Origin of the sequence: Haloferax marinum, from assembly GCF_009674625.1 — an archaeon.
GTDB lineage: Archaea > Halobacteriota > Halobacteria > Halobacteriales > Haloferacaceae > Haloferax > Haloferax marinum.
This window is the reverse complement of sequence record NZ_WKJQ01000001.1, coordinates 1,529,368-1,550,343: the sequence shown is the minus strand read 5'-3', so window position 1 is coordinate 1,550,343 and position 20,976 is coordinate 1,529,368. Positions and strand designations below refer to the sequence as shown.

Genomic DNA, 20,976 nt, shown 5'->3' with positions numbered 1-20,976 from the left:
GAGGAATTGATAGCCTCGGGGCACACACCCCTTTGCATGGACGACCGCCTCGAAAGCATCATCCGAAGCGCCGCCCGCACCGCTGGCCGGCGGTACGAGGAGGTCAAACGCGCCTATCGAGACGGCCACTCCCGGTCGGACGAGTTCGAGTCACTTCCACGAGACGCCGAGGGCAGGGCACAAATCGTCTGTCGGCGACACGCCGAACGCCGCGCCGTCGCCATCGACGCGAAGGGCCGTCCGGCGTGTTTCGACCCGGACCACCCCGACTGTCAGGGGTGTGCCGAGGACATCCGCGAGGGCATCGTCGAGACGTGGTGACACCGAGACGGCGTGAGTTTTGAGTCTGCAGTGAGACCCGGTGGTATGGACCGTCCAATCGTCGCACTCGTCCTCGCCGGTGGAACCGGCACGCGTCTCTTCCCCGCGAGTCGGAGCACCCGACCCAAGCAGTTTCTCTCGTTCGACGGTACCCAGTCACTCCTCTCGGCGACCGTCTCCCGCGCCGACTTTGCCGACCACGTCGTCGTCTCGACGCGCCCGGCGTTCGCCGACCAGATAGCCGACCACGCACCCGACGCCGACGTCGTCGTCGAACCGGCGGCCAAAGACACCGGTCCAGCACTCGTCTACGCGACCCACCGTATCACAGACCTATACGACGACCCCATCGTCGTCGTCCTCCCGAGCGACCACCACGTCGGTGACGGCTTTTCGGAGGCCATCGCCCGCGGTGCTCGCGTCGCCGCCGACACCGACTCCCTCGTCGCCTTCGGCGTCGACCCTGCTCGACCCGATACCGGCTATGGATACATCGAACCCGGCACAGAACACGGCGACTACCGCGACCTCGTCGCCTTCCACGAGAAACCGGACGAGGAGTCGGCGACGCGATACGTCGACGAAGGCTACCTCTGGAACGCCGGGATGTTCGCGTGGACGCCCGACGCCCTCTTTTCGGCCGCACGGGACTCACCGCTCGAACCGCTGGTGGACGCGCTCGACGATGGTAACTCAGAGGCCGGATTCGAGGCCGTCGACCCCGTCAGCATCGACTACGCAGTGATGGAGCGAGCAACCGACGCCGTGGTCGTTCCCGTCCACTTCGAGTGGGACGACTTAGGGTCGTGGGACGCGCTCGCTCGCATCCTCGACGCCGACGGCGATGGCAACGTCTCGCTCGGCGGGGACCCCACGTTCGTCGACGCCGGCGACAACGTCGTCGCCACGGACGGAGCGAACGTCTCGCTCGTCGGTGTCTCTGACCTCGCAGTAGTCTCGTGGGACGACGAGGTGCTCGTCGTGCCGAAAGCAGAGGCCCAGCGCGTCCGCGAGGTCGTCGCGCGATTGAAAGACGAAGACCGGTTCTAACCGGTCTGTCCCGTTTTTCTCGTTCTTCAGACGCTCTTCAGGCACTCCGCAGTCGCCCGCCATCGACAGGGACGCACGCACCGTTGACGAAACTCGCGCGGTCGCTTGCGAGGAACGCGACGACGTCGCCGAGTTCGCGCGGGTCACCGACGCGGTTCAGTGGAATCTCGTCGGACCACGCGGCGAGGCCTTCTTCGTAGGTGTCGTGGTCGCCGCGTTCGACCGCCGCTTCGACCAGTTCTTCGATACGACTCGTCTCGTGTGCACCCGGCAGGACGGCGTTCACACGAACGCTCGGTGCGAGTTCGCGCGAGAGCGACTTCACGAGGCCGATGACTCCGCGGCGAACAGCGTTCGAGAGGATGAGGTCGTCGACGACTTCCCGGACCGTCGTCGAGGTGATGCAGGTGATGGTTCCGGCCTCGCTCGCTTCCAGGTGGGGTCGGGCCGCTCTGACGGTCCAGACGGCGCTCATCACGAGCATGTCGAACGCGCCGTACCACTCTTTCTCGGTTAGGTCGACGAACCCTCCTGGCGGCACGCCACCGGCGGAGGTGACGACGTGGTCGACGCCGCCGAACTCGTCGACAGTCGCCTCGACGAGCGTCTCTAGGTCTTTCTTGCTCGTGATGTCCGTCTCGACGCCGACCACGTCGCCATCGAGGTCGCTCAGGGCTGCTTCCGTCGCTGCGAGACGCTCCGGGTCACGCCCACAGATGACGACGTTCGCGCCTTCGTCGGCCAGTGCCTCGGCGCTCGCACGCCCGAGGCCGGCGGAACTCGCCGTCACAATCGCCGTGTCTCCGTCGATTCCGAGGTCCATGCGAAACGCGACGACGGCCGCGAGCAAAAACGTACGTGGCCGGTCGGTCAGGAACGGTCTGCGTGTCGACGGACGCGAACGCGTCCATCGCTAGTGACACCGACGAAGAGTGGTTCTTTGATTTCACGACCCTGTACTGCCTCTCCGGCGGCGTCGGAGACGATTTTCATCAGGTCGGGGGCCGTCTGATTCACCTTCACGCCCGCGTCGTCACAGGCGTCGTAGACCTGCTTCGGGACGTCGTAGAGGTCGCTCCCGATGGGAACTTCGATACGGACGGGGGCCGTGAGCGCGTCCACGAAGGTGACCGTCTCGCGGGCTTTCTCGACGTTGGCACGGGCGCTCGCTTCGACACTGGAGACGTTCGCTCGGGAGGTGCCGAGATAGTCTGCGATGGTCGACTGTCGAACACCTTGCTCGCGGAGCGCCAGCACCTCTGCTTGTCGGCGGGTGAGGACGCTCCGCTCGGGGTCGAACCCCGCCGTATCGAGCAGTTCGTCAACCTCGGGTACCGCCTCGTCGTCGTGTCCGGCGTCGCTCATACTCGACCTATGCCACCGGGGTGAAAAAAAGATACAGCAGGCTGACTGTCCACGGGAACGTGACGACGGGGGTTCGTCACTCGCCCCAGAAGTTGTCTCGGCTTCCGAGTGCTTCGGGTCGCTTCGGGCCTTTGCGCTTGGACCGTTTCGACGGGCGCTCCGTCTCTCCTGTGCTGGTTTCGGTCTCCGACTCCTCGTCTTCGGGTTCGAATGGGAGGCGCTCGATGATTTTCTTCGCCCGAGCGTGGCTTCCTTTGACCTGGTCGATTCGAACGATTGCTCGCGCGTCTGGGAGCAGGCCATCGATGAAGACGATGAATCCGTCTTCGGTCCGACCGACACCGGCACCGCTCTCGTGGATGTCCTCGACGGTGACGACGACTTCCTCCCCCGGTTTGACGGGTTGCTGCTTCAGTTCTCGTATCGGCCGCTCGTAGTGGTCACACCACTCTGCACCGCCACGGTCGCCGTAGTATTGACACCCCATCCCGGCGATTCGCTCCGAGAAACTGGGGCACTCGTCCGCGAGTGGACAGTCCGACATGGGCGGAATTACACTAGGGGCACTCTAAACGCTTCCGGGTAGGCCCTCCACGCCGAAACGCTTTCTTCCGCTGAGCCAAACCCCGCGACATGGCCGAACGCGTCCCCGAGTTCGCTCTCCTCATCGGCGTCTTTCTCGGACTCTCTGCGACTGTCTCTGCTGCCGTCCTCACCGGGACGCTGTTCCGACCGCTCCTCTTCGGCGTCGTCGCGTGCTACCCCTTCGCGGCGTTCGGTATCGTCCGGTCTGACGACCCGTCAGCGGCACTGCCACCCAGATACGTCCTCGGCGTCGGTGTCGCCCTCGGAGTCGTCACACTCGCTGCTGCACTCCTCGAACGTCCGTCAGTCGGTCTCGTTCCGGCGCTCTTGGCAGCGACGCTCGTCGCTCTCCCACCTGCCGCGTACGCGACGCACTTCGGTGCCGACGTGAACCCACTCTCACCTGCTCAGACGCTCGTGGCCGCCGCCGCTGTCGGTGCGGTGTTCCTCGCGTTCGCCCCACTCGTGGGGTCGCTCAGCGCAGTCCTCGGACTCGTCGTCGGTCTCTCGGGGGCGCTCTACGCCAACGCCCGTGGGTTCCGACCGACGCACCGACAGCAACGGCTCGGTATCGTCGCGGGTGCGGTTTTGGGCATCGCAGTCGCGTGGTTCGGCCTCGCGATGCGTCTCCCACTCGGACCGACGACCACGGCGGCAGCGGCGCTCGTACTCGCGCCGAGTCTGTTCGTCGCGCTCACGCGTGCGCGGGATAAATAAAGCAAGACAGGAGCAAGAGAAGAGCAAGACAGGGGAAGAGTAAGACAGAGACTGTCAGGCCGTCACCTCACCGGTGGCGCCGATTTCGTCGGCGACGTCCGGGAGGTCGAGGTCCATGAGCGTCCCACGGAGCGGGACGCCGTCGGTGCGCCAGCCACGGGCGACGTAGTAGCGGTCGAGTTCGCGCTCGTAGTCGTCGAGAGCGATGAACTCGCCCTCGTTGGGCCCGTTCGGTACCGGTTCGGTGAATCGTTCGGGGATGAGGTCGTCCTCGCGGTCGAACCCTTCGCGGACGTTGAACGCTCTGGCGAGATTGTGAGCGCGCTCGCCCACCGAGAGCAGTTCCGAACGGCTGTAATCGAATCCAGTGGCGGCGTTGACGAGGCCACGGACGCCTTCTTCGAGTGTGATGCCCCTGGTGAACTTGCAGACGCCGGTCTGGTCGTACACCATCATCAGGTCCTCCATGGATTTGAGAGCCAGCGCCTTGCCGTCCATACGGAGGCGGTCGTAGTTCTCGAAGTCCCAGAAGTTGCCGCCCATCTCGAGGGCGTACAGACACGAGGTGAGGTGGTCGGCACCGCGCGGTGCGACGCCGAACGCGAGCGCCATGCCCTTGATACCGCGAGCCTCGAACCCGGCCGGTGCCATGTTCTTCACGTGGATGGCGAACTCGTCACCCGTGCCGAGACGTCTGGCGGCGGCGGCGTGGCCGTGCATCAGGAACTCGCCGAGGGCACCCTCGCCGTGAGCGATGGACTCTAGCGTCTCGAGGAGGGCTTGCGCGTTCCCGAACTCGAAGTCTGCGTCGATGTCGACGGTGTCGTCGTCGATGAGTCCCTTCTCGTGGGCCTCCATCGCCCAGGCGATGGCGTTGCCGGCGTCGATGACGTCCAGACCGAGGCGGTCACAGATTTCGTTTGCTTTCGCGACTGCCTCGATGTCGTCGACTTCGACGTTGCCACCCAGCGCGTACTGGGTCTCGTACTCGGGGCCGTCGACGGCGATATCGCCGTACGGTGTGTCCTCGGCCTCGAAGAACTGTGAACAGGGCTTCGTACAGTAGGGACACGGTCGCTTGGTCTCGACGTACTCCTCGGTCCAGTAGCGTGGGTCGAGGGAGACTCGGTCGTTGTCGGGGTCTTCGAGACGTTGGTAGGCGCGCTCGAAGTAGCCGGACTGCCAGTTGCGGGTGGGGAAGACGCCGAGTTCGGTGTTCTTCGCGTCGAACGCCTCGCCGGTCCCGTACTGGACGTCGACGGTGGCGTCACCCGTTCCAGTGATTTCGATGTCGCCGCGGCCGGTGGTCTCCAGTCGCCACTTCCTGTTCAGTTCCTCGAGTTCGTCAGGTCGGGCGACGGGCGGCTTGCCGGTGCCGCGGACGGCGATGCCCTTGAGATTCTTCGACCCCATGACGGCACCTGGGCCGCCACGGCCGGCCTGGCGGTCCTCGCACTCTATCATCGAGATGGACGAGCGGTTCTCGCCGGCGGGCCCGATGACGGCGGTTCGCGTCCCCTCGTAGCGCTCCTTGATGGCTTTGCCGGCCTCGAAGGTGTCCATCCCCCAGAGGTCGTCGGCAGGTTCGATGCGGACGTCGTCGTCCTCGATGACGAGCACCGACGGTTCGGCCGCGGCCCCCGAACGACGAGCAGGTCGTAGCCGGCGTTGCGCAACTGGTCGCCGAGTTTCGCGCCGACCATCGACTTGCCGTACCCTCCTGTCAGTGGCGACTTGAACCCGAACGCCGTCTTCGAACCCGTCGGCACCGAGGGGCCGACCAGAATCCCAGGGGCGACCGCGAGCACGTTCTCCGGACTCAGCGGGTCCACGTCGGGACCAACCTCGTCGTACAGGACGCGGGACGTGAACCCCGCCCCGCCGAGGTACTTGCGGACGAACTCGTCCGATAGCTCGGTCGCACGATGCTCTCCGGTGGTGAGGTCGACTTCGAGTTTCTTGTTCCAGGCCGTCATGGGTGTAGCTTCGCGGCCTCTCTGCTTGAAACGTCGGTTCGTACCCGCCGTTTGGGACTGGCGGCGACGATGTAGGCGCTGACGTTCCCTCCTCGAAGAGTATCGACACCACCGAGGTGACGTCTTCACCAGTCGGTGTCGTCACGCAGGCGGGTCACGAAGAGCGTCGTCTCAGCAACTGAGCGTTTCAACAGAGACTCGTCTCAGCACTCAGATTTCGACAGAGAAAGTTCTCTGTTCGCCTACGCAAGCGGCGTCCGCTCGACGACGGTCCCATCGTACGTCGGATACTGCTCGACGATTTCGCCGTCGTCGACGTCGCCGTCTTCTATCATCTCTTCGAGGAGCCACCACGCGACTTCGACGTGGTTCGATTTGATACTGTAGAACTCGTCGGGGACGCCGAGTTCGATGAAGCGCTCGGCCGGTGTGTAGGTCTTGCCGTAGACGAGGGTTCCGTCGTCGGTTATCTCGTCGAACGGGCGACTGAGGTTCTGGGCCATCCGCTTCAGACGGTTGCGGTGCTGGGCAGCGTCTTTGAACACAGAGGTACAGAAGTAGACGCGTTCGTGGTCGCCCATCTCGTCGAGGATGGCCTGTTTCGACCCATCGACTGCCGACATGTGGCCTTCCTGGAGCTCGTAGCCCTTCTCTTGCATTCGTCGGTAGTTGCCGTCGGACATCTCGAACTCGTTGATGTTACAGAACTCTGCGGCCCCTTCGTCGAGGAAGTCGAGGAACTCGGGTTCGGCACGGATACCCGGAATCTCGAACGCCGGCGTGAGTCCCTCCTCACGAGCGATGTAGAGGATGTCTTCCCACTCGGTGCCGTGCATGTCGCCCCAGAGTTCGAGTGGCGGGTGGAAGCGAATCTCGTCGAGTCCTGCCTCTGCGAGTCGACGCATGTTCTCGCGCCCGCCGGTGATACCGGTGTAGAGGTGGATGTGGTGGTCCTCACCGAACTCGTCTTTGAGCAACGAGATGTAGTGACAGGTCTTGTCGAGTGCTTCCTGGGGTTCGCCACCGGTGATAGACGACCCGAGGGCGTCCATGCGCTTTGCCTCCTTGACGACGTCTTCGTCGGACTCGACGAGTCGCTCGTTGGCGTACACGTCGGTCACGTTCTTGCGATTCTCGCCCAGTGGGCAGTAGAAGCAATCGCGCTGGTCACAGTATCCGTAGACGAAAAGCACCATCTTCCCACCCATGGCGCACTGTTCGCAACCCTTCGAAATCATTCAATTACAGGCGTATACTTGGTGCATCGTCAAAAGGCGTCCGACTTGGAGTGACGAGGTGCCGACCGACCTGGGGTCGAATCGGACCCAACGTGTGCGCACGCCGTGAGAATACGACGGCACGGTTATTATCAATCAGGCTGAATTTGTTGTATGAACGTCGGGAACGTCTTCGAAGTAGACGCTCCCGTCTCTGTCCTCCTCGTGGACAGTGAACCAGGATACGCGGCGTTGACGTCTGAGGTTCTCAGTGCCCACGGAGACATCGAGACGGAGTTGGTCGCGACTCCCTCCGAGGCGCTCGACCGACTGGACACGTCGAGGGTCGACTGTATCGTCTCTGAGTACTCGTTTACGAACACCACCGGTCTCGACTTTCTCCGCACCGTTCGAGAGTCCCGTCCGGACCTTCCGTTCGTCCTGTTCACCCGCCACGGGTCTGAGGGAGTCGCGAGCGAGGCCATTGCCGCCGGTGTGACCGACTACCTTCGAAAAGACGCGTCGTCGGACACGTTCGACATACTGGCACACCGAATCACGAACGCCGTCTCGGCGACTCGACAGTCGAGCGCCCTCGAACAGATGCGTCTGTGGTACGAAGCCATCGTCGAAGAGTCCCACGTCGGACTGTACGTCGTCCGAAACGGGCGTATCGCGTTCGCGAACGACTACCTCTTGGAACTCCTCGGGTACGACGCTTCGGACGTAATCGGCCACCCAATCGTCGAGTTCGTCGCGGAACACGACCGCCATATCGTCGAAGACCGCATCGCACCGAAGACGTACGGGAGTCTCGAATCGACGACGTACACCGTCGATATCGTCAACGAACACGGGCGACCGGTCGCGCTCGAAATCACCAGTCGTCGCGTGACGCTGGGCGACCAGGTAGTCAACGTCGGCGCGGCCACCGACGTCACCGCTCGAATCGCGTCGGAACGCGAGATTAGACGCTCCGAACGTATCACTCGGCAGGTCATCTCGTCGCTTCCAGATATGGTCTTCCTCTCCGAACCGGACGCGTTCGACATCGTCTACATCAACGACGCGTTCAAAGAGATGTGGGGCCGCCCGAAATCGACGCTCTACGAGGACTCGCTGTCGTTTCTCGACCTCGTCCACGTCGACGACAGAGCGCCACTCGAGCAGGCAGTCGAGGAGATATTTCGGGACGTCGCGGACGAAACTGTCGACGACCGATACGAGTTCGAGTTCCGGTTCGTTCCCGAAGGGGATGAGACCGTCCGGTGGGCCACCACGCAGGCGGTTCCACTGTACGACGAAGACGGGAATATCACGAACGTCTTGGGCGTGATGTCAGACCTCACCGAGCGCATCAGGCGCGAACAAAAGCTCACCCAGCAGAACGCCCGCCTCGAAGCGTTTGCCCGCGTCCTCTCACACGACATCCGCGGACCGTTGGCGGTCGCACAGGGACGACTCGACCTCGCACGAGAGACCGGTGACGACTCACATCTCGACCACGTCGAGCGTGCACAACGTCGAATCGCTGAGGTCGTCGAGGACGTCCTCTCGCTGACCTACGACGACCGAGCAGTCGTCGACCTGTCCACCGTCGACCTCGTCGAGGCCGCGTCGTCTGCGTGGGTTCTGTGTGGACCCGACGCGTCCCACGCCCGCGTCGAAATCAGTGATTTGCCGACCGTGCAGGCGAACCAAAGCCAGATGAAGCGTCTGTTCGAGAACCTCTTTCGGAACTCGGTGGAACACGGGTCTACGGGCAATCGGACTGACCCCGATGCCGCGATTGGACACGCTGGCGAGTCCAGCGATTCGACGCTCGTCATTCGCGTCGGAGAACTCCCATCGAGTCGCGGGTTCTTCGTCGAAGACGACGGCCGGGGGTTCCCCCGGTCGATTCGTGACCGACTCTTCGACGCTGGTGTCTCCACGAAAGACGACGGCGAAAACGGCCTCGGACTCAGTATCGTCCGAAAGATCGTCCACACTCACGGCTGGTTGATTCGCACCGCCGAAAGCGACGCTGGCGGTGCCCGACTCGAAGTTCTGTTCGATACCGTCGGAAACGAGGGCGACACGACGTGACTGCGCGTTTTCACACCGTGGTCGCGTGCTGACCGACCGACGCCGACGCGCCGACTGCGCCCCCGAAAACAGATATATCCCCACGGCATAGGGACGAACGATGCTCTTGGTCCTCTGTGTCGACCTCGACGACGACCTTGGACGAAAGACGGGACTCAAAACGCCCGTCGTCGGCCGACAGAACGTCGAGGACGCAGCAGTAGCACTCGCTACCGCCGACCCAGAGGACTCTGACGTGAACGTCCTCTTTCAGGGGATTCGCGTCCACGACCAACTGCTCGAAGACGAAGACGAAGAGGTCGAAGTCGCGGCCGTCACCGGCGTCGAAGGCAGCGACGTGAAGGCAAACCGGGCTATCGGTGAGGAGATAGACACTGTTCTCGCCAGCATCTCGACCGGTGAGTCGATTCACGCAATCGTCATCTCCGACGGCGCACAGGACGAATCTGTCCTCCCAGTCATCCGCTCTCGCGTCCCTATCGACGGCGTCCGCCGTGTCGTCGTCAGGCAGGCACAGAACCTCGAATCGATGTACTACACGATGAAACAGGTGCTCGCAGACCCCGAGACGCGCGGGACCATCCTCGTCCCGCTGGGTATCCTGCTCCTCATCTATCCATTCGTCACCATCGCGAGTTTCTTCGACGTGCCTGGGGCCGTCGTCCTCGGTCTCATCTCGGCACTGCTCGGTCTCTACACGCTGTTCCGCGGTCTCGGTCTCGAAACCGCCGTCGACGAAGCGGCGAACCGCGCACGCAACGTCCTCTACACCGGCCGTGTCACCATCATCACCTACGTCGCGGCGGCCGCACTCCTCGTCGTCGGCGGCGTTCGCGGTGTCGACCTCGTCCAGACCGTCTCGGAGGCCGTCGCGGGCAACCCACCGGCAGGACTCATCCTGGCGGCACTCGTCCACGGTGCGGTCGAGTGGTTCGCCGCCGCCGGCATCACGAGCAGTCTCGGCCAGGTGACCGACGAGTACCTCCACGACCGATTCAAGTGGCGGTATCTCAACGCGCCGTTCTACGTGACCGCCATCGCAATCGTGCTCTACGCACTGTCCGGGTTCTTCATCCCCGACGGCGTCGCTGGCGTCCAGACGTTCGACCTGCCCGGCCTCGCCGTCGCACTCACGGTTGGCACGCTCCTCGGCGTGTTGAGTACGCTCACCTTCGCGGTGGCAGAATCCCGATTCCCGACGGGAGCAGACGGCGAACAGCCGGCCGAAAATCAGTCTGTCTAACTCTCGCGGACGACGACGAACTGCGCCAGGTCGCGCAGATACTCTAACGATTCCGAGTCTTCGACACCTGACGATTCGAGTGCGCTGAGCGCGTCGTCTGCTTGCTTCCGAGCGCGTTGGTTCGCCTCTTCGGGCGTGAGGTCGGTCACTTGCACGAGCGACGGTCGGCCCATCTCGGCGTCTTGGCCGGTCGGTTTTCCGAGTTCCTCCGCGTCGGCGGTGGCGTCGAGGACGTCGTCGCGAATCTGGAACGCGACGCCGACGCGCTCTGCGTAGTCACCGAACGCTTCGACGACGTGTGCGTCTCCGCCGGCGGCGACAGCACCCAACTCGGCGGCGGCGCGGAAGAGTGCGCCCGTCTTTCGCCGGGCGAGTTCCATATACTCGGTCTCGTTCGAGGGGATGGCGACGAGTTCGGTCGCCTCTCCTTCCCCGAGTTCGACCATCGATTCGGCGACGATTCGAGTCGCGCGGTCACTCGGTGACAAGAGGGCGAAGGCCTCTCCGAGCAAGCCGTCTGACGCGATGATTGCGGGTCCGTAGCCGTATTCGGCCCACGCACTGGGCGTCCCACGGCGAATGTCTGACCGGTCGATGATGTCGTCGATGACGAGTGAGGCGTTGTGGACGAGTTCGACGCCGACGGCGAAATCGACGGCGTCTTCGGGTGTTCCGCCGACAGCCTCGCAGGCGAGAATGGTCACGGCGGGGCGGACGCGCTTGCCGCCCGCCAGAGCGACGTGGTCGAGTTGGCCGGCGAGTTCCGACGGCTCGACCGCCGAGACGACCTCCTCGAGGCGGTCGTTCACCATCGTGACCCGGCGCTCCAGGTATTCCATTGTCGGTTCGTAGGGTTGGGTAGGGAAGTACGTACCGGATTTGTCGAAACTGCGCGACCAGGACTCAGTGTCCGTCGAATTCTGACCGTGAGCTGGCGACGGTATTCTCCCACTGAGCCATCGAAATCTTCCATTGGTGAGTGGTTGACGAGGATGTGTCGAATAGAACGTGCAACTCCGTCGTGGGAACGCTTCTGACGGGCGAGTACTGAGTGGCCACTTCCCTCGACTGAGCCGAAGCGTGCTACAGACCGATGTACGAGAACGTACTTATTATCTCACGTAGATTTCATATTACGCATCGCTCCATGCAGGACTCAGCGACTTCACCTTCAACTCCGCGAGGAGACGAGCTAATGACGTACCTTCTTCTCGGGGTGATGTTCACTCTCGCGCTCTCCTTCTTCGGATACGGGTTTGCAACCACTATCGGACTTCTCCCAAGTGCGTGGGGAATCGCCGGCATACTCCAGTTCTCGCTATTGCTTATTGGGGCACTCGTAGGTAGCCTGGTGGCTCTCGTAACCGGTGAACTCTGGCGCCGGGACCACCCACGACCACTCACGAGGAAACGAGCGATTCTCACGAGTCTAAGCGCCGCCGTGATTGCCTTCGTAGCCGTACTCATCTCGTGGGAGCTTCGAACTGGTGACTTCACCAGACTTCAGTTTCAAGAATGGTTTCTCTTCGGCGCAGTGGTTGTGAGCTTTCAATTCGTTCTGGGGACTGTACAGCCGAGTCGGAAGCGACGACTTCTCCTCGTCGGTGAGTTGGTTGTCGTCTTCGTCTCCGTCTTCCTGTTTGGCTTCGTTAGCACTGGCCGAGGTGAAATTAATCTCGTGTCGTATTCGTTTGTTAGCGGCGGTGCGTCACTGCTGTTATTACTGTTCGGCGGGCCGCTGTATCTGCTGGGTAACCGTCTCAGTAGCGTGCCGCAGTAGGCCCACGAACGTGTGGGCGAAGAAAATCTGAATCTGAACGCAAAACGGATTGGCTGATTAGGCGAACTGCTCGACGAGTTCCGGCACCACGTACGACCACCTTTTCCGAGGTTCGCTGGCGCTCATCTCGCAAAAGTCTGTCTTCGTGAGCGAGAGCGGACGAAGGCTCGTGAGACGCTGAGCGTCTCACGGTGGACCAAAAATATGGTTGCTGCGGAAGCCTATTCGAACTGCTCGATGAGTTCCGGAACCACGTCGAAGAGGTCACCGACGATACCGTAGTCGGCGATGTCGAAGATGGGTGCGTCGGGGTCGGTGTTGATGGCGACGATGTTCTCGGCACCTTTCATGCCGGCGACGTGCTGGACTGCGCCGGAGATACCGACTGCGATGTAGAACTTCGGCGTCACGACTTTCCCGGACTGGCCGACCTGCCGGTCCTTCGGGAGCCAGCCGTTGTCGACGATGGGGCGCGACGACGAGAGCGTCGCACCGAGTGCGTCCGCGAGGTTCTGGACGAGTTCGAGGTTCTCTTCTTCTTCGATACCGCGGCCAACGGAGACGAGCACGTCCGCGTCCGTGATGTCGACGTCGCCGCCGCCGACTTCCTCGAAGCCAGTCACGCGCGAGCGGACGCGGGACTCGTCGAGTTCGAAGTCGAACGCTTCGATGGCGGGTTCGCCGGCCGCTTCGGTCGGTTCCCACTCGGCGGAGCGAATGGTGACTGCGGCGTTGTCGGCGTCGACTTCCACGGTGGATTCGACCTTCGAGGCGTACATCTCGCGGGTGACCACGAGACCGCCGTCGTTTTCGAGGCCGATTGCGTCGGTCACGAGCGGGATATCGAGAGACTCTGCGACGGCCGGCGCGTAGTCGAGGCCGTTGACCGTGTTGCCCATGAGGACGTACGTCGGCGCGAGTTCTTCGTAGAGTGCAGCGACTGCCTGCACGTAGACGTCGTGGTTGAATTCGTCGCCCTCTGCGACGGTGTGGATGGTGTCGACACCGTCGAGCGAGAGTTCCTCGGCGAAGGCATCGACGTCGCCGCCGATGATTGCGAGATGGAGGTTGCCGTCTCCAGCGAGTTCGGCACCGGCGGTGACGAGTTCGAACGAGACGTCACGGAGTTCGCCACGGCGGTGTTCGGCGACTGCGAGAACGTCGCTCATTGGGCACCCACCCCCGCGTCACGGAGGACAGTCGCAAGTTCAGCGGCTTGGTCTGCGGCCTCTCCTTCGAAGTAGACGGCGTCGGACTCCGTCTGTGGTTCGTACATGTCCGTCAGGACGAGTTGCGATTCGACTGCCGAGGCGTCGAGACCGAGGTCCGAAAGCGACAGTGGCTTGATCTCCTTGGACTGCGCCTGGCGGATGCCACGCAGACTGGCGTATCGGGGTTCGTTGATACCCGTCTGGATGGAGAGGACCGCCGGGAGGTCGACTTCGGTGAGTTCTTCGACGCCACCTTCGAGTTCGCGGCGAACGTTCGCGACGCCGCCGTCGGCGTCGAGGTCGAGTGCGTTGACGACTGCGGCCCACTCGAAGTCGATGGCGGACGCGAGCGAGACACCGGTCGCACCGAAACTGTCGTCGTTCGCCTGTACGCCCGTGAGGACGATGTCCGGGTCTTCTTCTTCGACGACTGCCGAGAGGAGTCGCGTCTTCGCACCCACGTCGAGGAGGTCGACGTCTTCGAGCGCGTCGTCCCACACGCGGATGGCACGGTCGACACCCTTCGCGAGTGCCATGCGGATGGTCTCGTCGGCGCGCTCGGGGCCGATAGTCACGCTGACGACTTCGACGTCGTCGTTCTCCTCGGCGATTTGGACGGCCTCTTCGACTGCGTACTCGTCCCACTCGTTGAGGTCGTACTCGAGGAACTGTTCTGCGACGTGTAGCCCGTCGAGTTCGAAGTCCTCCTCCACTTCGGCGACTTCTTTGACGGTTACAAGAACTTTCATCAACGTTTACTATTGAATGGGTCCGAATAAACGTTTTCGACCTATCATTGATAGGTCCCTGTCACGTGGTCGATTACTCTTCGTTCTCCTCTTCGGTCGGGAGTGAAATGAGGTTCTCCCGACCGAGTCGGAGTTTCTCGACGCGGCCGTTGTCGGCCATCGACGAGAGGAGTTGCGAGACTTTCGCGTCGGACCACCCGGTCTCTTTGACGATGTTCGCCTGCTTCATGCGCCCACCACTCCGTTCTAAGAGCAGTTCGACACGCTCTTCGTCGGAGAGGAGGTCCATGTCGACTCCCTCCTCGTCTGAGTCGGTGGGCGGGCGCTCGTCGTCGGGGCGCTCGGACTCGGGTTCGGATTCGGATTCAGACTCGGTCTCAGGTGGTCGTGTCCCTCGGTCCGGCCCGGAGGTACTGCTCGGAGTAGTCGGCTCACCGCTCTCTTTCGACTGCCGGCGAAGGTAGACGGTGACTCCTGCTGCCAAGACGGCGACGGCGACGATGCCACCGACGATGAGGTCCCACGGAACCTCGGGGGGTTGCCCACCCGTGGAGACGTAACTCACGGTCAACTGGTCGGTCGATTCGAAGGTACGTGGCCCTTCGATGACGACCGCGTTGTTCTCGAGTGGGAGACTCGTACTGCTGACGGCGTACCCCGGTGGGGTCTGAATCGTGAGGTTCTGATTCGCTCGGAGCGACGAGAGCCACGTCGCATCCGACCCTGCCGAGAAGCTATCACCGAGACGCAGCCCCTCGTCGGTCTGTTCGAGGAAGTTCGTCCACGTGAACGTCAGCGTGACGACGCCGGTGTCGTTCTCGACGAACGCCGTCGCGGTGGCGTTCTGAATCTCCATCGACCGGCCCGTCTGCGCTTCGGCCGTCTCGCTGACTCGCTCGAAGAGGTCGGCGTCGAGGCCGACGTCGGTGGTTCCCGCTTCGTACTCCTGTGCGAACTCCTCGAACGCGGCCGTCTCGTTTGCGTTTTCGAGACTGTACCGCATCTCGATTCGCCACTCTGCGGACTGGTCTCCGTGGAGTTCGATGAAGATGTCTGTCTTCGGCGACCGTTCGAGTGTAGACTGCTGGGCGGCAGCGTGAGGCGTGTCGAGCGCCGTCGTAGTCTCGTCGACGTCGAGAGCGGCCACAGACGAACCAGTCGCCGTGGCCGGTGCAGCGACACCGGCGACGATAGTGAGGAGAGCAACGATGAGGACGGCACTCCGCATACGTGAATCCGTTTCGTCGGGCGATGAAAACGCTTTCCATCGACTGAACGCCAGTGGTGAACTCGTCGGTCGGGGCGTTCGGTCACAAGAGGGCCATTTTAGTACTGGCATCGTGTACCCTTACCGCGATGAAGGCCCTCCCGCTCTTCGTCGTCGTACTCTTGGTCGCTTCACCGGTTCTCGGTGCGGCTAGCCCCGGTGCTCCCGCGGGCGCAGCGACCGCACTCACCGGCGCCGCGCCGGCACAGGTCGAGGCGTCGCCATCGAACGAGACCATCCGGGTCCTCGACATCGACGAGGGCGCGTTGGTCCGGTCGAAGGTGGAATCGGAGTACGTCGACCTTGGTCCGTCACTCGACTTCGCCGCTCTCAGAGCAGGCGGACAGATTCAACTCCGCGCGTCTGTCGAACGAATCGAGTCGGTCGACGACGTGAGTCGGCGAAGCCAACTGATACTCGGTGAGTTGAACCGCGTCGAACAGCGGGCGATTGCGCTCCAGAGCGCCCAACAGTCGGTTATCACCCAGTACAACGCCGACGAACTCACAACTCGTGAAGTCCTCGTCGAACTCGCTCGCATCGACGCCGAGGCACGCGACCTCGAAGAGCGTCGCGTCGCGTTACGCGAACTCGCACGCGAGACGCCAGACTTCTCTGTGGACTCCGGTCGATTGGCCGCACTCGAACGAGAACTCGACACGTTCACCGGCCCCGTCCGCGCTCACGCGGCAGACGTCCTCTCTGGGAAGGCCGCGCCGACGCGCTTTTCGGTTCGCACCAGTCAAACCGGCGTCGCCTTGAGTAGCGTCACAGACGACACCTACATCCGAGAAGTCTACCGAGGTGACCTCCGGAACCGAGACGAAAGCGGTGTCACACCGACCGAGGCGCTGGACAAAGTCGCAGAGAACTACCCCGGTGTCTGGCAGAGTCGTGCGACGCAGAACGGTGCCGACGTCGTGGGTGCGGGCGATAGCTACCTCGTCCGCATCAACTACGACAGAGGGCAACTGTACGCGTACGTCGACAGCGGCAGTCGCGAAGTGTTCAAAGAGTCGCAGACGCGCCCACTCGAGTCGCTCTCGAACGGGACTCCAACGACCGAAGTCAAAGACGGACTCGAACTGACGGTCGACAGAACCTACCCCGGTGGCCCACTCCGAATTCAACTGAACGAATCTGCCAGCGGGAACCCCATCGACGCGAACGTCACGATCGGTGTCGAGGCCAGCCAAGAGAGTACGCTCCTCGGCCGAACCGGGTCGGACGGGACGATTTGGACCGTCTCACCGTCGGGTACGTACACGATTACGGTCATCAGAGGGAACGCCGCAGTCGTCCTCACCACCGACCCGACGCCCACGCCAACGTTGGCGACGAACACGACCGAAGAGAACACCTCTACGACCGATATTCGTCCCACGCAATCGCTCGTGACAGCCACGACGGCCTAGCTCGACTCTCTGTACGACCGACCTCGGTTCTCTCCGTACGACCGACTTCGACTCTCTCCTGTGACGACTCACCCGTACCTTCTTATCGGATAGCGGGGCCACTCCGTCTCGATGTCCGCCGCGTTCAACCGTGCCACTCGTGGGTCGACAGTCCTCGTCGGGAGTGTCCTCCTCGTCGGCCTCGTCGTCGTCCTCGCCGCAGGTGTGGGTGTCGCCGCACTCGACGCCGCCGAGTCGCCACCCGACCCGGTTCGGCCGACGGTGCTCTCACTTTCTGTCTCTGGTGAAACAGTTACACTCACGCACGAGGCAGGCGCACCGCTCGACGTCCGTTCACTCCGAATCCGAGTCACCGTCGATGGTGACCCGCTCGCGTCACAACCGTCAGTTCCGTTCTTCTCGGCGCGCGGGTTTCACCCAGGTCCAACCGGCCCGTTCAACAGGGCCGCAGACCCGCGATGGACGGTCGGTGAGACGGCGAGTTTCGAGATTGCCGCGACGAACGACCCGACACCGGTCGCTGGGTCGCGAGTCGTCGTCCGAGTCTTCGATGGCGAGACGCCGCTCGCAGTCCTGCGGACGGTCGCCTCGTGAGAATATCCGCGAGGTCGGGAGCGTGACCGAGAGAAATTCGTCGTCTCACCCGAGAGAAATTCGTCGTCTTACTCGTCTGCCGGTGCGCGTGCGATAGTCACGATAGCGCGCGGACTTCCGGGTTGACGCTGGAGGATGTGGTGTTCGATATCGACGAATCCAGCGTCTTCGAACATCCGGTCGGCCTCTTCCTCGTCGTAGAACAGCATGATTGCGTCGGCGAGTTTCTGGAAGACGCCGGTCTTCGGATAGTCGGGGCCGACGACGAGTACCTCGTTGCCGGGTTTGACGACGCGGCGGAACTCTTCTAAGGCGGTGACGGGGTTGGGCCAGTATTCGATGGACCCGGACGACCAGATGACGTCGAACGAATCGTCGGCGAACGGCAGTCGCTCGGCGTCGCCGCGGTAGAACCGCACCTCGTCGTTCTTGCCGAACTTCTCCCACGCCTTCTGCATCTGGTGGATACTCTGGTCGAGACCGTGGACGTCGTCGGTGTAGCGGAGCAGTCCTTCGGTCCCGAAACCGGTCCCACAACCGACGTCGAGGACGCGGTCGCCCTGTTGGATGTCGAGCATTTCGAGCGCCTCGTCGCGCATCTCCTCGTTCCAGATGAACGGGTTCACCGTGTCGTACACCTTCGAGAGGTATTTGTAGAACAGGCGGGCCCGCGCTTTATTTTCGAGGACTCCCATTGCGCCGGAATTAGGACTCACTGATGATAACGGTGCGGATTCGCCGCGCGTTTTGGTGGTGTTTTCCGCGTGTGAAGGGGTGGAATTAGAGACGCTCTCGCCAACTTTCCGCAAACACCTTATACAGCGCTTGTGCAACGTTCCTGTGATACGAGTATGCCGAGACAAGAGGTTCTCGAACGAATCAAAACGGCCGAGCAGGAGGCCGACGACATCGTCGAAGAGGCCGAGGCCAAACGTGAGGAACTCGTCGCGGAGGCGCGCCGCGAGGCCGACGAGATTCGCTCCGAGGCCGAAGAAGAGGCCAACGAACTCGAATCGCAGCGTCTGCAGGAAGGACGCAAGGAAATCGAGGCCGAGCGAGAGCGCATCCTCGAAGAGGGCGAAGAAGCCCGTGACGAACTGATCGCCGATGCCGAAGACCGCATCGACGATGCGGTCGAGTTCGCCATCGGCAAGTTCGAGGAGGCGGTTGATGCTCAGACCTGAGCAGATGAGCAAAGTCTCGGTGACCGGTTCCAAGGGCATCATGCCCGAGGTCATCGAGGCAGTCCACGAGCTTCGCCTGCTCGACGTCACCGAATACGACGGCTCCTGGCAGGAGGAGTTCGGGTTCGAGACTGGAACGCCAATCGAAGGCGCAGAGAGCGCCTCAGACAAACTCGTCACCGTCCGCTCGCTCAAGAGCATCCTCGGTGTCGACGACTCTGACGCCGGTCGCCAGCGTATCGTCCCCGACGACGCGCTCGGTGAACCGCTCGAAGAGATTCGCGCGAAGGTCAACGAACTGGACGACCGCCGGTCCGAACTTGAGAACAAACTGAACGCTCTCGACGACGAAATCGACGCGATGAAACCGTTCGTCGACCTCGGAATCGACCTCGACCTCCTGTCGGGGTACGATTCGCTGCAGGTCGTCGTCGGTCAGGGGAAACTCGAACCGGTTCAGCGCGCCGTCGTCGACGCCGAAGATATCGACACCTACGAGGTGTTCTCGGGTGAGCGAACCCACGCAGTCTTCGCTCGCCCCACGGCGGACGCGTCGGAGACGGCGCTCGTCGACGCACTCGTCGGGTCGGACTTCGCGACGTTCGAAATCCCGGACGCCCAGGGCAGTCCCGAAGACCACGTCCGTGACCTCGAACAAGAGAAGCGCGAAGTCGAGTCCAAACTCAACACCGTCGAATCTGAACTCCACGACCTGAAAGTCGAAGAAGGCGAGTTCCTCCTCGCGGCCGAGGAGCGCCTCGCCATCGACGTTCAGAAGACGGAGGCGCCACTGTCCTTTGCGACGACGGAGAACGCCTTCGTCGCCGAAGGGTGGATTCCGACGGGCCAGTACAACGAGTTCGCCAGCGAACTGAAAGACATCGTCGGAGAGCGCGTCGACATCGAAGAACTCGAACGCGCCGAGTTCTCCCACGATGGTCACGACCACGCGAGCGAAGAGGTCACAGAGACCGGTGGCACGGCCGCCGCGACCGACGGTGGAATGGTCACGATGGGCAACGACGAACCACCAGTCGTTCAGAGCAACAGCGGCGCAGTCAAGCCGTTCGAAGTGCTCGTCCAGGCAGTCAACCGCCCGAACTACTACGAACTCGACCCGACCATCATCCTGTTCCTGACGTTCCCTGCGTTCTTCGGGTTCATGATCGGTGACTTCGGGTACGGACTGCTCTACACCGCAATCGGATACTTCCTCTACTCGAACTTCGAGAGTAACGCGTTCAAGAGCATGGGTGGCGTCACCATCGCGGCCGGTGTGTTCACGACGCTCTTCGGTATCCTCTACGGCGAAATCTTCGGACTGCACCTCATCACCGACTACTTCTGGGTCGGTGTGGTCGGTCTCGAACACGCGCCTATCGAGAAGGGTCTGTCGCCGGCGACCGCAGAGTGGGCCCTCGGTTGGCTCACCGTCAGCGTCGTCATCGGTATCCTCCACCTCAACGTGGGGTACATCTTCGACTTCTACGACAAGTCGCAACTCCACGGTGTGAAAGAGGCAGTCCTCGAAGCCGGTTCGTGGATTCTGATGCTCAACGGCCTGTGGATCTGGATTTGGAGCCCCGCGCTCGGCGACATCCCGCCGGAGTTCCTCTTTACGACCTTCGCCAGTGACGGCGTCATCCCGCTCGGCTTCACCGGATTCCCGGCAATCGTCGGTTGGGCTGGACTCGGAGCGTTCTTCGTCGGACTCGCCTTCCTCGCGATGGCCGAGCCCATCGAGGTCGTCGAGTTCATCAACGTCCTCTCGAACGTCCTGTCGTACACCCGTATCGCCGCAGTGTTGCTCGCGAAGGCCGGCATGGCCTTCACGGTCAACCTGCTGTTCTTCGGGGCGTACTCCCACCACGGCGAGTTCCACTTCATGCTCAACTACGGTCCCGAGCACGTCATCGCCGAGTACGGCGCTGAAGCCATCATGTTCCCCGGTCTGATGCACTCCGGTGCAGCAGGACTGGTCGGTGGCCTCCTCGTCCTCGTCCTCGGACACGGACTCGTCCTCGCGCTCGGTGTGACGAGTGCCGGCCTGCAGGCCGTGCGTCTCGAATACGTCGAGTTCTTCGGCAAGTTCTTCGAGGGTGGCGGCCGCGAGTACGAACCGTTCGGCTACGAACGGGAGTTCACGACCGAAGACTAACTGTCTTCGTCGCAATTTTTCTTCGGTGTCGGTCACAGAGCGGCCGCACTCGTTGA

General features: G+C 62.6%; 20 protein-coding genes and 1 pseudogene. 10 read left to right on the top strand and 11 right to left on the bottom strand.

Annotated elements, in window-relative coordinates:
* The first annotated feature begins 36 nt into the window (after positions 1–36).
* Together GJR99_RS07915 and GJR99_RS07910 are read left to right on the top strand one after the other, a co-directional pair.
* Entirely contained in the window at positions 37–321 is a 285-nt protein-coding gene (locus GJR99_RS07915) for a DUF7091 family protein (protein ID WP_151110939.1), read from the top strand.
* Positions 322–366: 45 nt separating this feature from the next.
* Positions 367–1,371, top strand: a complete 1,005-nt coding sequence (locus GJR99_RS07910) for a mannose-1-phosphate guanylyltransferase (protein WP_151110937.1) — start codon at positions 367–369, stop codon at positions 1,369–1,371.
* Positions 1,372–1,408: 37 nt separating this feature from the next.
* Here the strand turns inward: GJR99_RS07910 and GJR99_RS07905 are convergent, their stop codons facing one another.
* From GJR99_RS07905 to GJR99_RS07895, 3 genes are all read right to left on the bottom strand, one after another.
* A complete protein-coding gene (locus GJR99_RS07905; protein WP_151110935.1) occupies positions 1,409–2,194 on the bottom strand; it encodes an SDR family oxidoreductase in 786 nt (261 codons plus the stop codon).
* A 47-nt stretch (positions 2,195–2,241) separates the two neighbouring features.
* On the bottom strand, positions 2,242–2,736 hold the full coding sequence (locus GJR99_RS07900) for a Tfx family DNA-binding protein (protein WP_151110933.1): 495 nt from the start codon (positions 2,734–2,736) through the stop codon (positions 2,242–2,244).
* Positions 2,737–2,812: 76 nt separating this feature from the next.
* Positions 2,813–3,280 carry a TRAM domain-containing protein gene (locus tag GJR99_RS07895; RefSeq protein ID WP_151110931.1) on the bottom strand — a complete coding sequence of 156 codons (468 nt, stop codon included), beginning with the start codon at positions 3,278–3,280 and terminating at the stop codon, positions 2,813–2,815.
* A gap of 89 nt (positions 3,281–3,369) precedes the next feature.
* On the opposite strand from GJR99_RS07895, the gene GJR99_RS07890 reads away from it, so the two are divergent.
* Complete coding sequence (locus tag GJR99_RS07890) at positions 3,370–4,038, top strand: hypothetical protein (RefSeq protein ID WP_151110929.1); 669 nt, start codon at positions 3,370–3,372, stop codon at positions 4,036–4,038.
* Positions 4,039–4,092: 54 nt separating this feature from the next.
* Here GJR99_RS07890 and GJR99_RS07885 read toward each other — a convergent pair whose 3' ends face one another.
* The 3 genes and pseudogenes from GJR99_RS07885 to GJR99_RS07880 form a co-directional block, all read right to left on the bottom strand.
* Positions 4,093–5,451, bottom strand: coding sequence for an aldehyde ferredoxin oxidoreductase C-terminal domain-containing protein (locus tag GJR99_RS07885; RefSeq protein WP_255518311.1), 1,359 nt, complete (start codon positions 5,449–5,451; stop codon positions 4,093–4,095).
* 18 nt (positions 5,452–5,469) lie between these two features.
* Positions 5,470–6,014, bottom strand: a pseudogene (locus GJR99_RS17605) (aldehyde ferredoxin oxidoreductase N-terminal domain-containing protein); the annotation flags it as partial.
* 242 nt (positions 6,015–6,256) lie between these two features.
* Positions 6,257–7,252, bottom strand: coding sequence for a radical SAM protein (locus GJR99_RS07880; protein ID WP_151110927.1), 996 nt, complete (start codon positions 7,250–7,252; stop codon positions 6,257–6,259).
* A gap of 153 nt (positions 7,253–7,405) precedes the next feature.
* Between GJR99_RS07880 and GJR99_RS07875 the strand changes: the two genes are divergently transcribed.
* Positions 7,406–9,319: a PAS domain S-box protein gene (locus tag GJR99_RS07875; protein WP_151110925.1), complete on the top strand. Its 1,914-nt coding sequence runs from the start codon at positions 7,406–7,408 to the stop codon at positions 9,317–9,319.
* A 100-nt stretch (positions 9,320–9,419) separates the two neighbouring features.
* Positions 9,420–10,562 (top strand): DUF373 family protein, encoded by a 1,143-nt coding sequence (locus tag GJR99_RS07870; RefSeq protein WP_151110923.1) that lies wholly within the window; start codon positions 9,420–9,422, stop codon positions 10,560–10,562.
* Here GJR99_RS07870 and GJR99_RS07865 read toward each other — a convergent pair.
* Complete coding sequence (locus GJR99_RS07865) at positions 10,559–11,401, bottom strand: polyprenyl synthetase family protein (protein WP_151110921.1); 843 nt, start codon at positions 11,399–11,401, stop codon at positions 10,559–10,561. The genes GJR99_RS07870 and GJR99_RS07865 overlap by 4 nt on opposite strands.
* Before the next feature lie 356 nt (positions 11,402–11,757).
* Between GJR99_RS07865 and GJR99_RS07860 the strand changes: the two genes are divergently transcribed.
* A complete protein-coding gene (locus GJR99_RS07860) occupies positions 11,758–12,342 on the top strand; it encodes a DUF4175 domain-containing protein (protein WP_151110919.1) in 585 nt (194 codons plus the stop codon).
* A 221-nt stretch (positions 12,343–12,563) separates the two neighbouring features.
* On the opposite strand, the gene GJR99_RS07855 is transcribed toward GJR99_RS07860, so the two are convergent.
* The 3 genes from GJR99_RS07855 to GJR99_RS07845 all read right to left on the bottom strand — a co-directional run bounded on the left by GJR99_RS07855 (position 12,564) and on the right by GJR99_RS07845 (position 15,530).
* Positions 12,564–13,511, bottom strand: a complete 948-nt coding sequence (locus GJR99_RS07855) for an electron transfer flavoprotein subunit alpha/FixB family protein (protein WP_151110917.1) — start codon at positions 13,509–13,511, stop codon at positions 12,564–12,566.
* On the bottom strand, positions 13,508–14,302 hold the full coding sequence (locus GJR99_RS07850; protein ID WP_151110915.1) for an electron transfer flavoprotein subunit beta/FixA family protein: 795 nt from the start codon (positions 14,300–14,302) through the stop codon (positions 13,508–13,510). The genes GJR99_RS07855 and GJR99_RS07850 overlap by 4 nt, the downstream gene beginning before the upstream one ends.
* Before the next feature lie 73 nt (positions 14,303–14,375).
* Positions 14,376–15,530, bottom strand: coding sequence for a helix-turn-helix transcriptional regulator (locus tag GJR99_RS07845; RefSeq protein ID WP_151110913.1), 1,155 nt, complete (start codon positions 15,528–15,530; stop codon positions 14,376–14,378).
* 128 nt (positions 15,531–15,658) lie between these two features.
* Between GJR99_RS07845 and GJR99_RS07840 the strand changes: the two genes are divergently transcribed.
* Together GJR99_RS07840 and GJR99_RS07835 are read left to right on the top strand one after the other, a co-directional pair.
* Positions 15,659–16,984 (top strand): DUF7094 domain-containing protein, encoded by a 1,326-nt coding sequence (locus GJR99_RS07840; protein WP_151110911.1) that lies wholly within the window; start codon positions 15,659–15,661, stop codon positions 16,982–16,984.
* A 111-nt stretch (positions 16,985–17,095) separates the two neighbouring features.
* On the top strand, positions 17,096–17,578 hold the full coding sequence (locus GJR99_RS07835; protein ID WP_151110909.1) for a type IV pilin: 483 nt from the start codon (positions 17,096–17,098) through the stop codon (positions 17,576–17,578).
* A gap of 68 nt (positions 17,579–17,646) precedes the next feature.
* Here GJR99_RS07835 and GJR99_RS07830 read toward each other — a convergent pair whose 3' ends face one another.
* On the bottom strand, positions 17,647–18,273 hold the full coding sequence (locus GJR99_RS07830) for a methyltransferase domain-containing protein (protein WP_151110907.1): 627 nt from the start codon (positions 18,271–18,273) through the stop codon (positions 17,647–17,649).
* Positions 18,274–18,429: 156 nt separating this feature from the next.
* Between GJR99_RS07830 and ahaH the strand changes: the two genes are divergently transcribed.
* Both ahaH and GJR99_RS07820 read left to right on the top strand, forming a co-directional pair.
* On the top strand, positions 18,430–18,762 hold the full coding sequence (gene ahaH / locus GJR99_RS07825) for an ATP synthase archaeal subunit H (RefSeq protein ID WP_151110905.1): 333 nt from the start codon (positions 18,430–18,432) through the stop codon (positions 18,760–18,762).
* Positions 18,749–20,920, top strand: a complete 2,172-nt coding sequence (locus GJR99_RS07820) for a V-type ATP synthase subunit I (protein ID WP_151110903.1) — start codon at positions 18,749–18,751, stop codon at positions 20,918–20,920. Before ahaH ends, GJR99_RS07820 begins: the two co-directional genes overlap by 14 nt.
* The last annotated feature ends 56 nt before the right edge of the window (positions 20,921–20,976 follow it).

Coding starts and splice junctions, on each gene's coding strand:
- GJR99_RS07915 (WP_151110939.1), top strand. CDS start 37: ATGGACGACCGCCTCGAAAGCATCATCCGAAGCGCCGCCCGCACCGCT.
- GJR99_RS07910 (WP_151110937.1), top strand. CDS start 367: ATGGACCGTCCAATCGTCGCACTCGTCCTCGCCGGTGGAACCGGCACG.
- GJR99_RS07905 (WP_151110935.1), bottom strand. CDS start 2,194: ATGGACCTCGGAATCGACGGAGACACGGCGATTGTGACGGCGAGTTCC.
- GJR99_RS07900 (WP_151110933.1), bottom strand. CDS start 2,736: ATGAGCGACGCCGGACACGACGACGAGGCGGTACCCGAGGTTGACGAA.
- GJR99_RS07895 (WP_151110931.1), bottom strand. CDS start 3,280: ATGTCGGACTGTCCACTCGCGGACGAGTGCCCCAGTTTCTCGGAGCGA.
- GJR99_RS07890 (WP_151110929.1), top strand. CDS start 3,370: ATGGCCGAACGCGTCCCCGAGTTCGCTCTCCTCATCGGCGTCTTTCTC.
- GJR99_RS07885 (WP_255518311.1), bottom strand. CDS start 5,451: ATGGGGTCGAAGAATCTCAAGGGCATCGCCGTCCGCGGCACCGGCAAG.
- GJR99_RS07880 (WP_151110927.1), bottom strand. CDS start 7,252: ATGATTTCGAAGGGTTGCGAACAGTGCGCCATGGGTGGGAAGATGGTG.
- GJR99_RS07875 (WP_151110925.1), top strand. CDS start 7,406: ATGAACGTCGGGAACGTCTTCGAAGTAGACGCTCCCGTCTCTGTCCTC.
- GJR99_RS07870 (WP_151110923.1), top strand. CDS start 9,420: ATGCTCTTGGTCCTCTGTGTCGACCTCGACGACGACCTTGGACGAAAG.
- GJR99_RS07865 (WP_151110921.1), bottom strand. CDS start 11,401: ATGGAATACCTGGAGCGCCGGGTCACGATGGTGAACGACCGCCTCGAG.
- GJR99_RS07860 (WP_151110919.1), top strand. CDS start 11,758: ATGACGTACCTTCTTCTCGGGGTGATGTTCACTCTCGCGCTCTCCTTC.
- GJR99_RS07855 (WP_151110917.1), bottom strand. CDS start 13,511: ATGAGCGACGTTCTCGCAGTCGCCGAACACCGCCGTGGCGAACTCCGT.
- GJR99_RS07850 (WP_151110915.1), bottom strand. CDS start 14,302: ATGAAAGTTCTTGTAACCGTCAAAGAAGTCGCCGAAGTGGAGGAGGAC.
- GJR99_RS07845 (WP_151110913.1), bottom strand. CDS start 15,530: ATGCGGAGTGCCGTCCTCATCGTTGCTCTCCTCACTATCGTCGCCGGT.
- GJR99_RS07840 (WP_151110911.1), top strand. CDS start 15,659: ATGAAGGCCCTCCCGCTCTTCGTCGTCGTACTCTTGGTCGCTTCACCG.
- GJR99_RS07835 (WP_151110909.1), top strand. CDS start 17,096: ATGTCCGCCGCGTTCAACCGTGCCACTCGTGGGTCGACAGTCCTCGTC.
- GJR99_RS07830 (WP_151110907.1), bottom strand. CDS start 18,273: ATGGGAGTCCTCGAAAATAAAGCGCGGGCCCGCCTGTTCTACAAATAC.
- ahaH (WP_151110905.1), top strand. CDS start 18,430: ATGCCGAGACAAGAGGTTCTCGAACGAATCAAAACGGCCGAGCAGGAG.
- GJR99_RS07820 (WP_151110903.1), top strand. CDS start 18,749: ATGCTCAGACCTGAGCAGATGAGCAAAGTCTCGGTGACCGGTTCCAAG.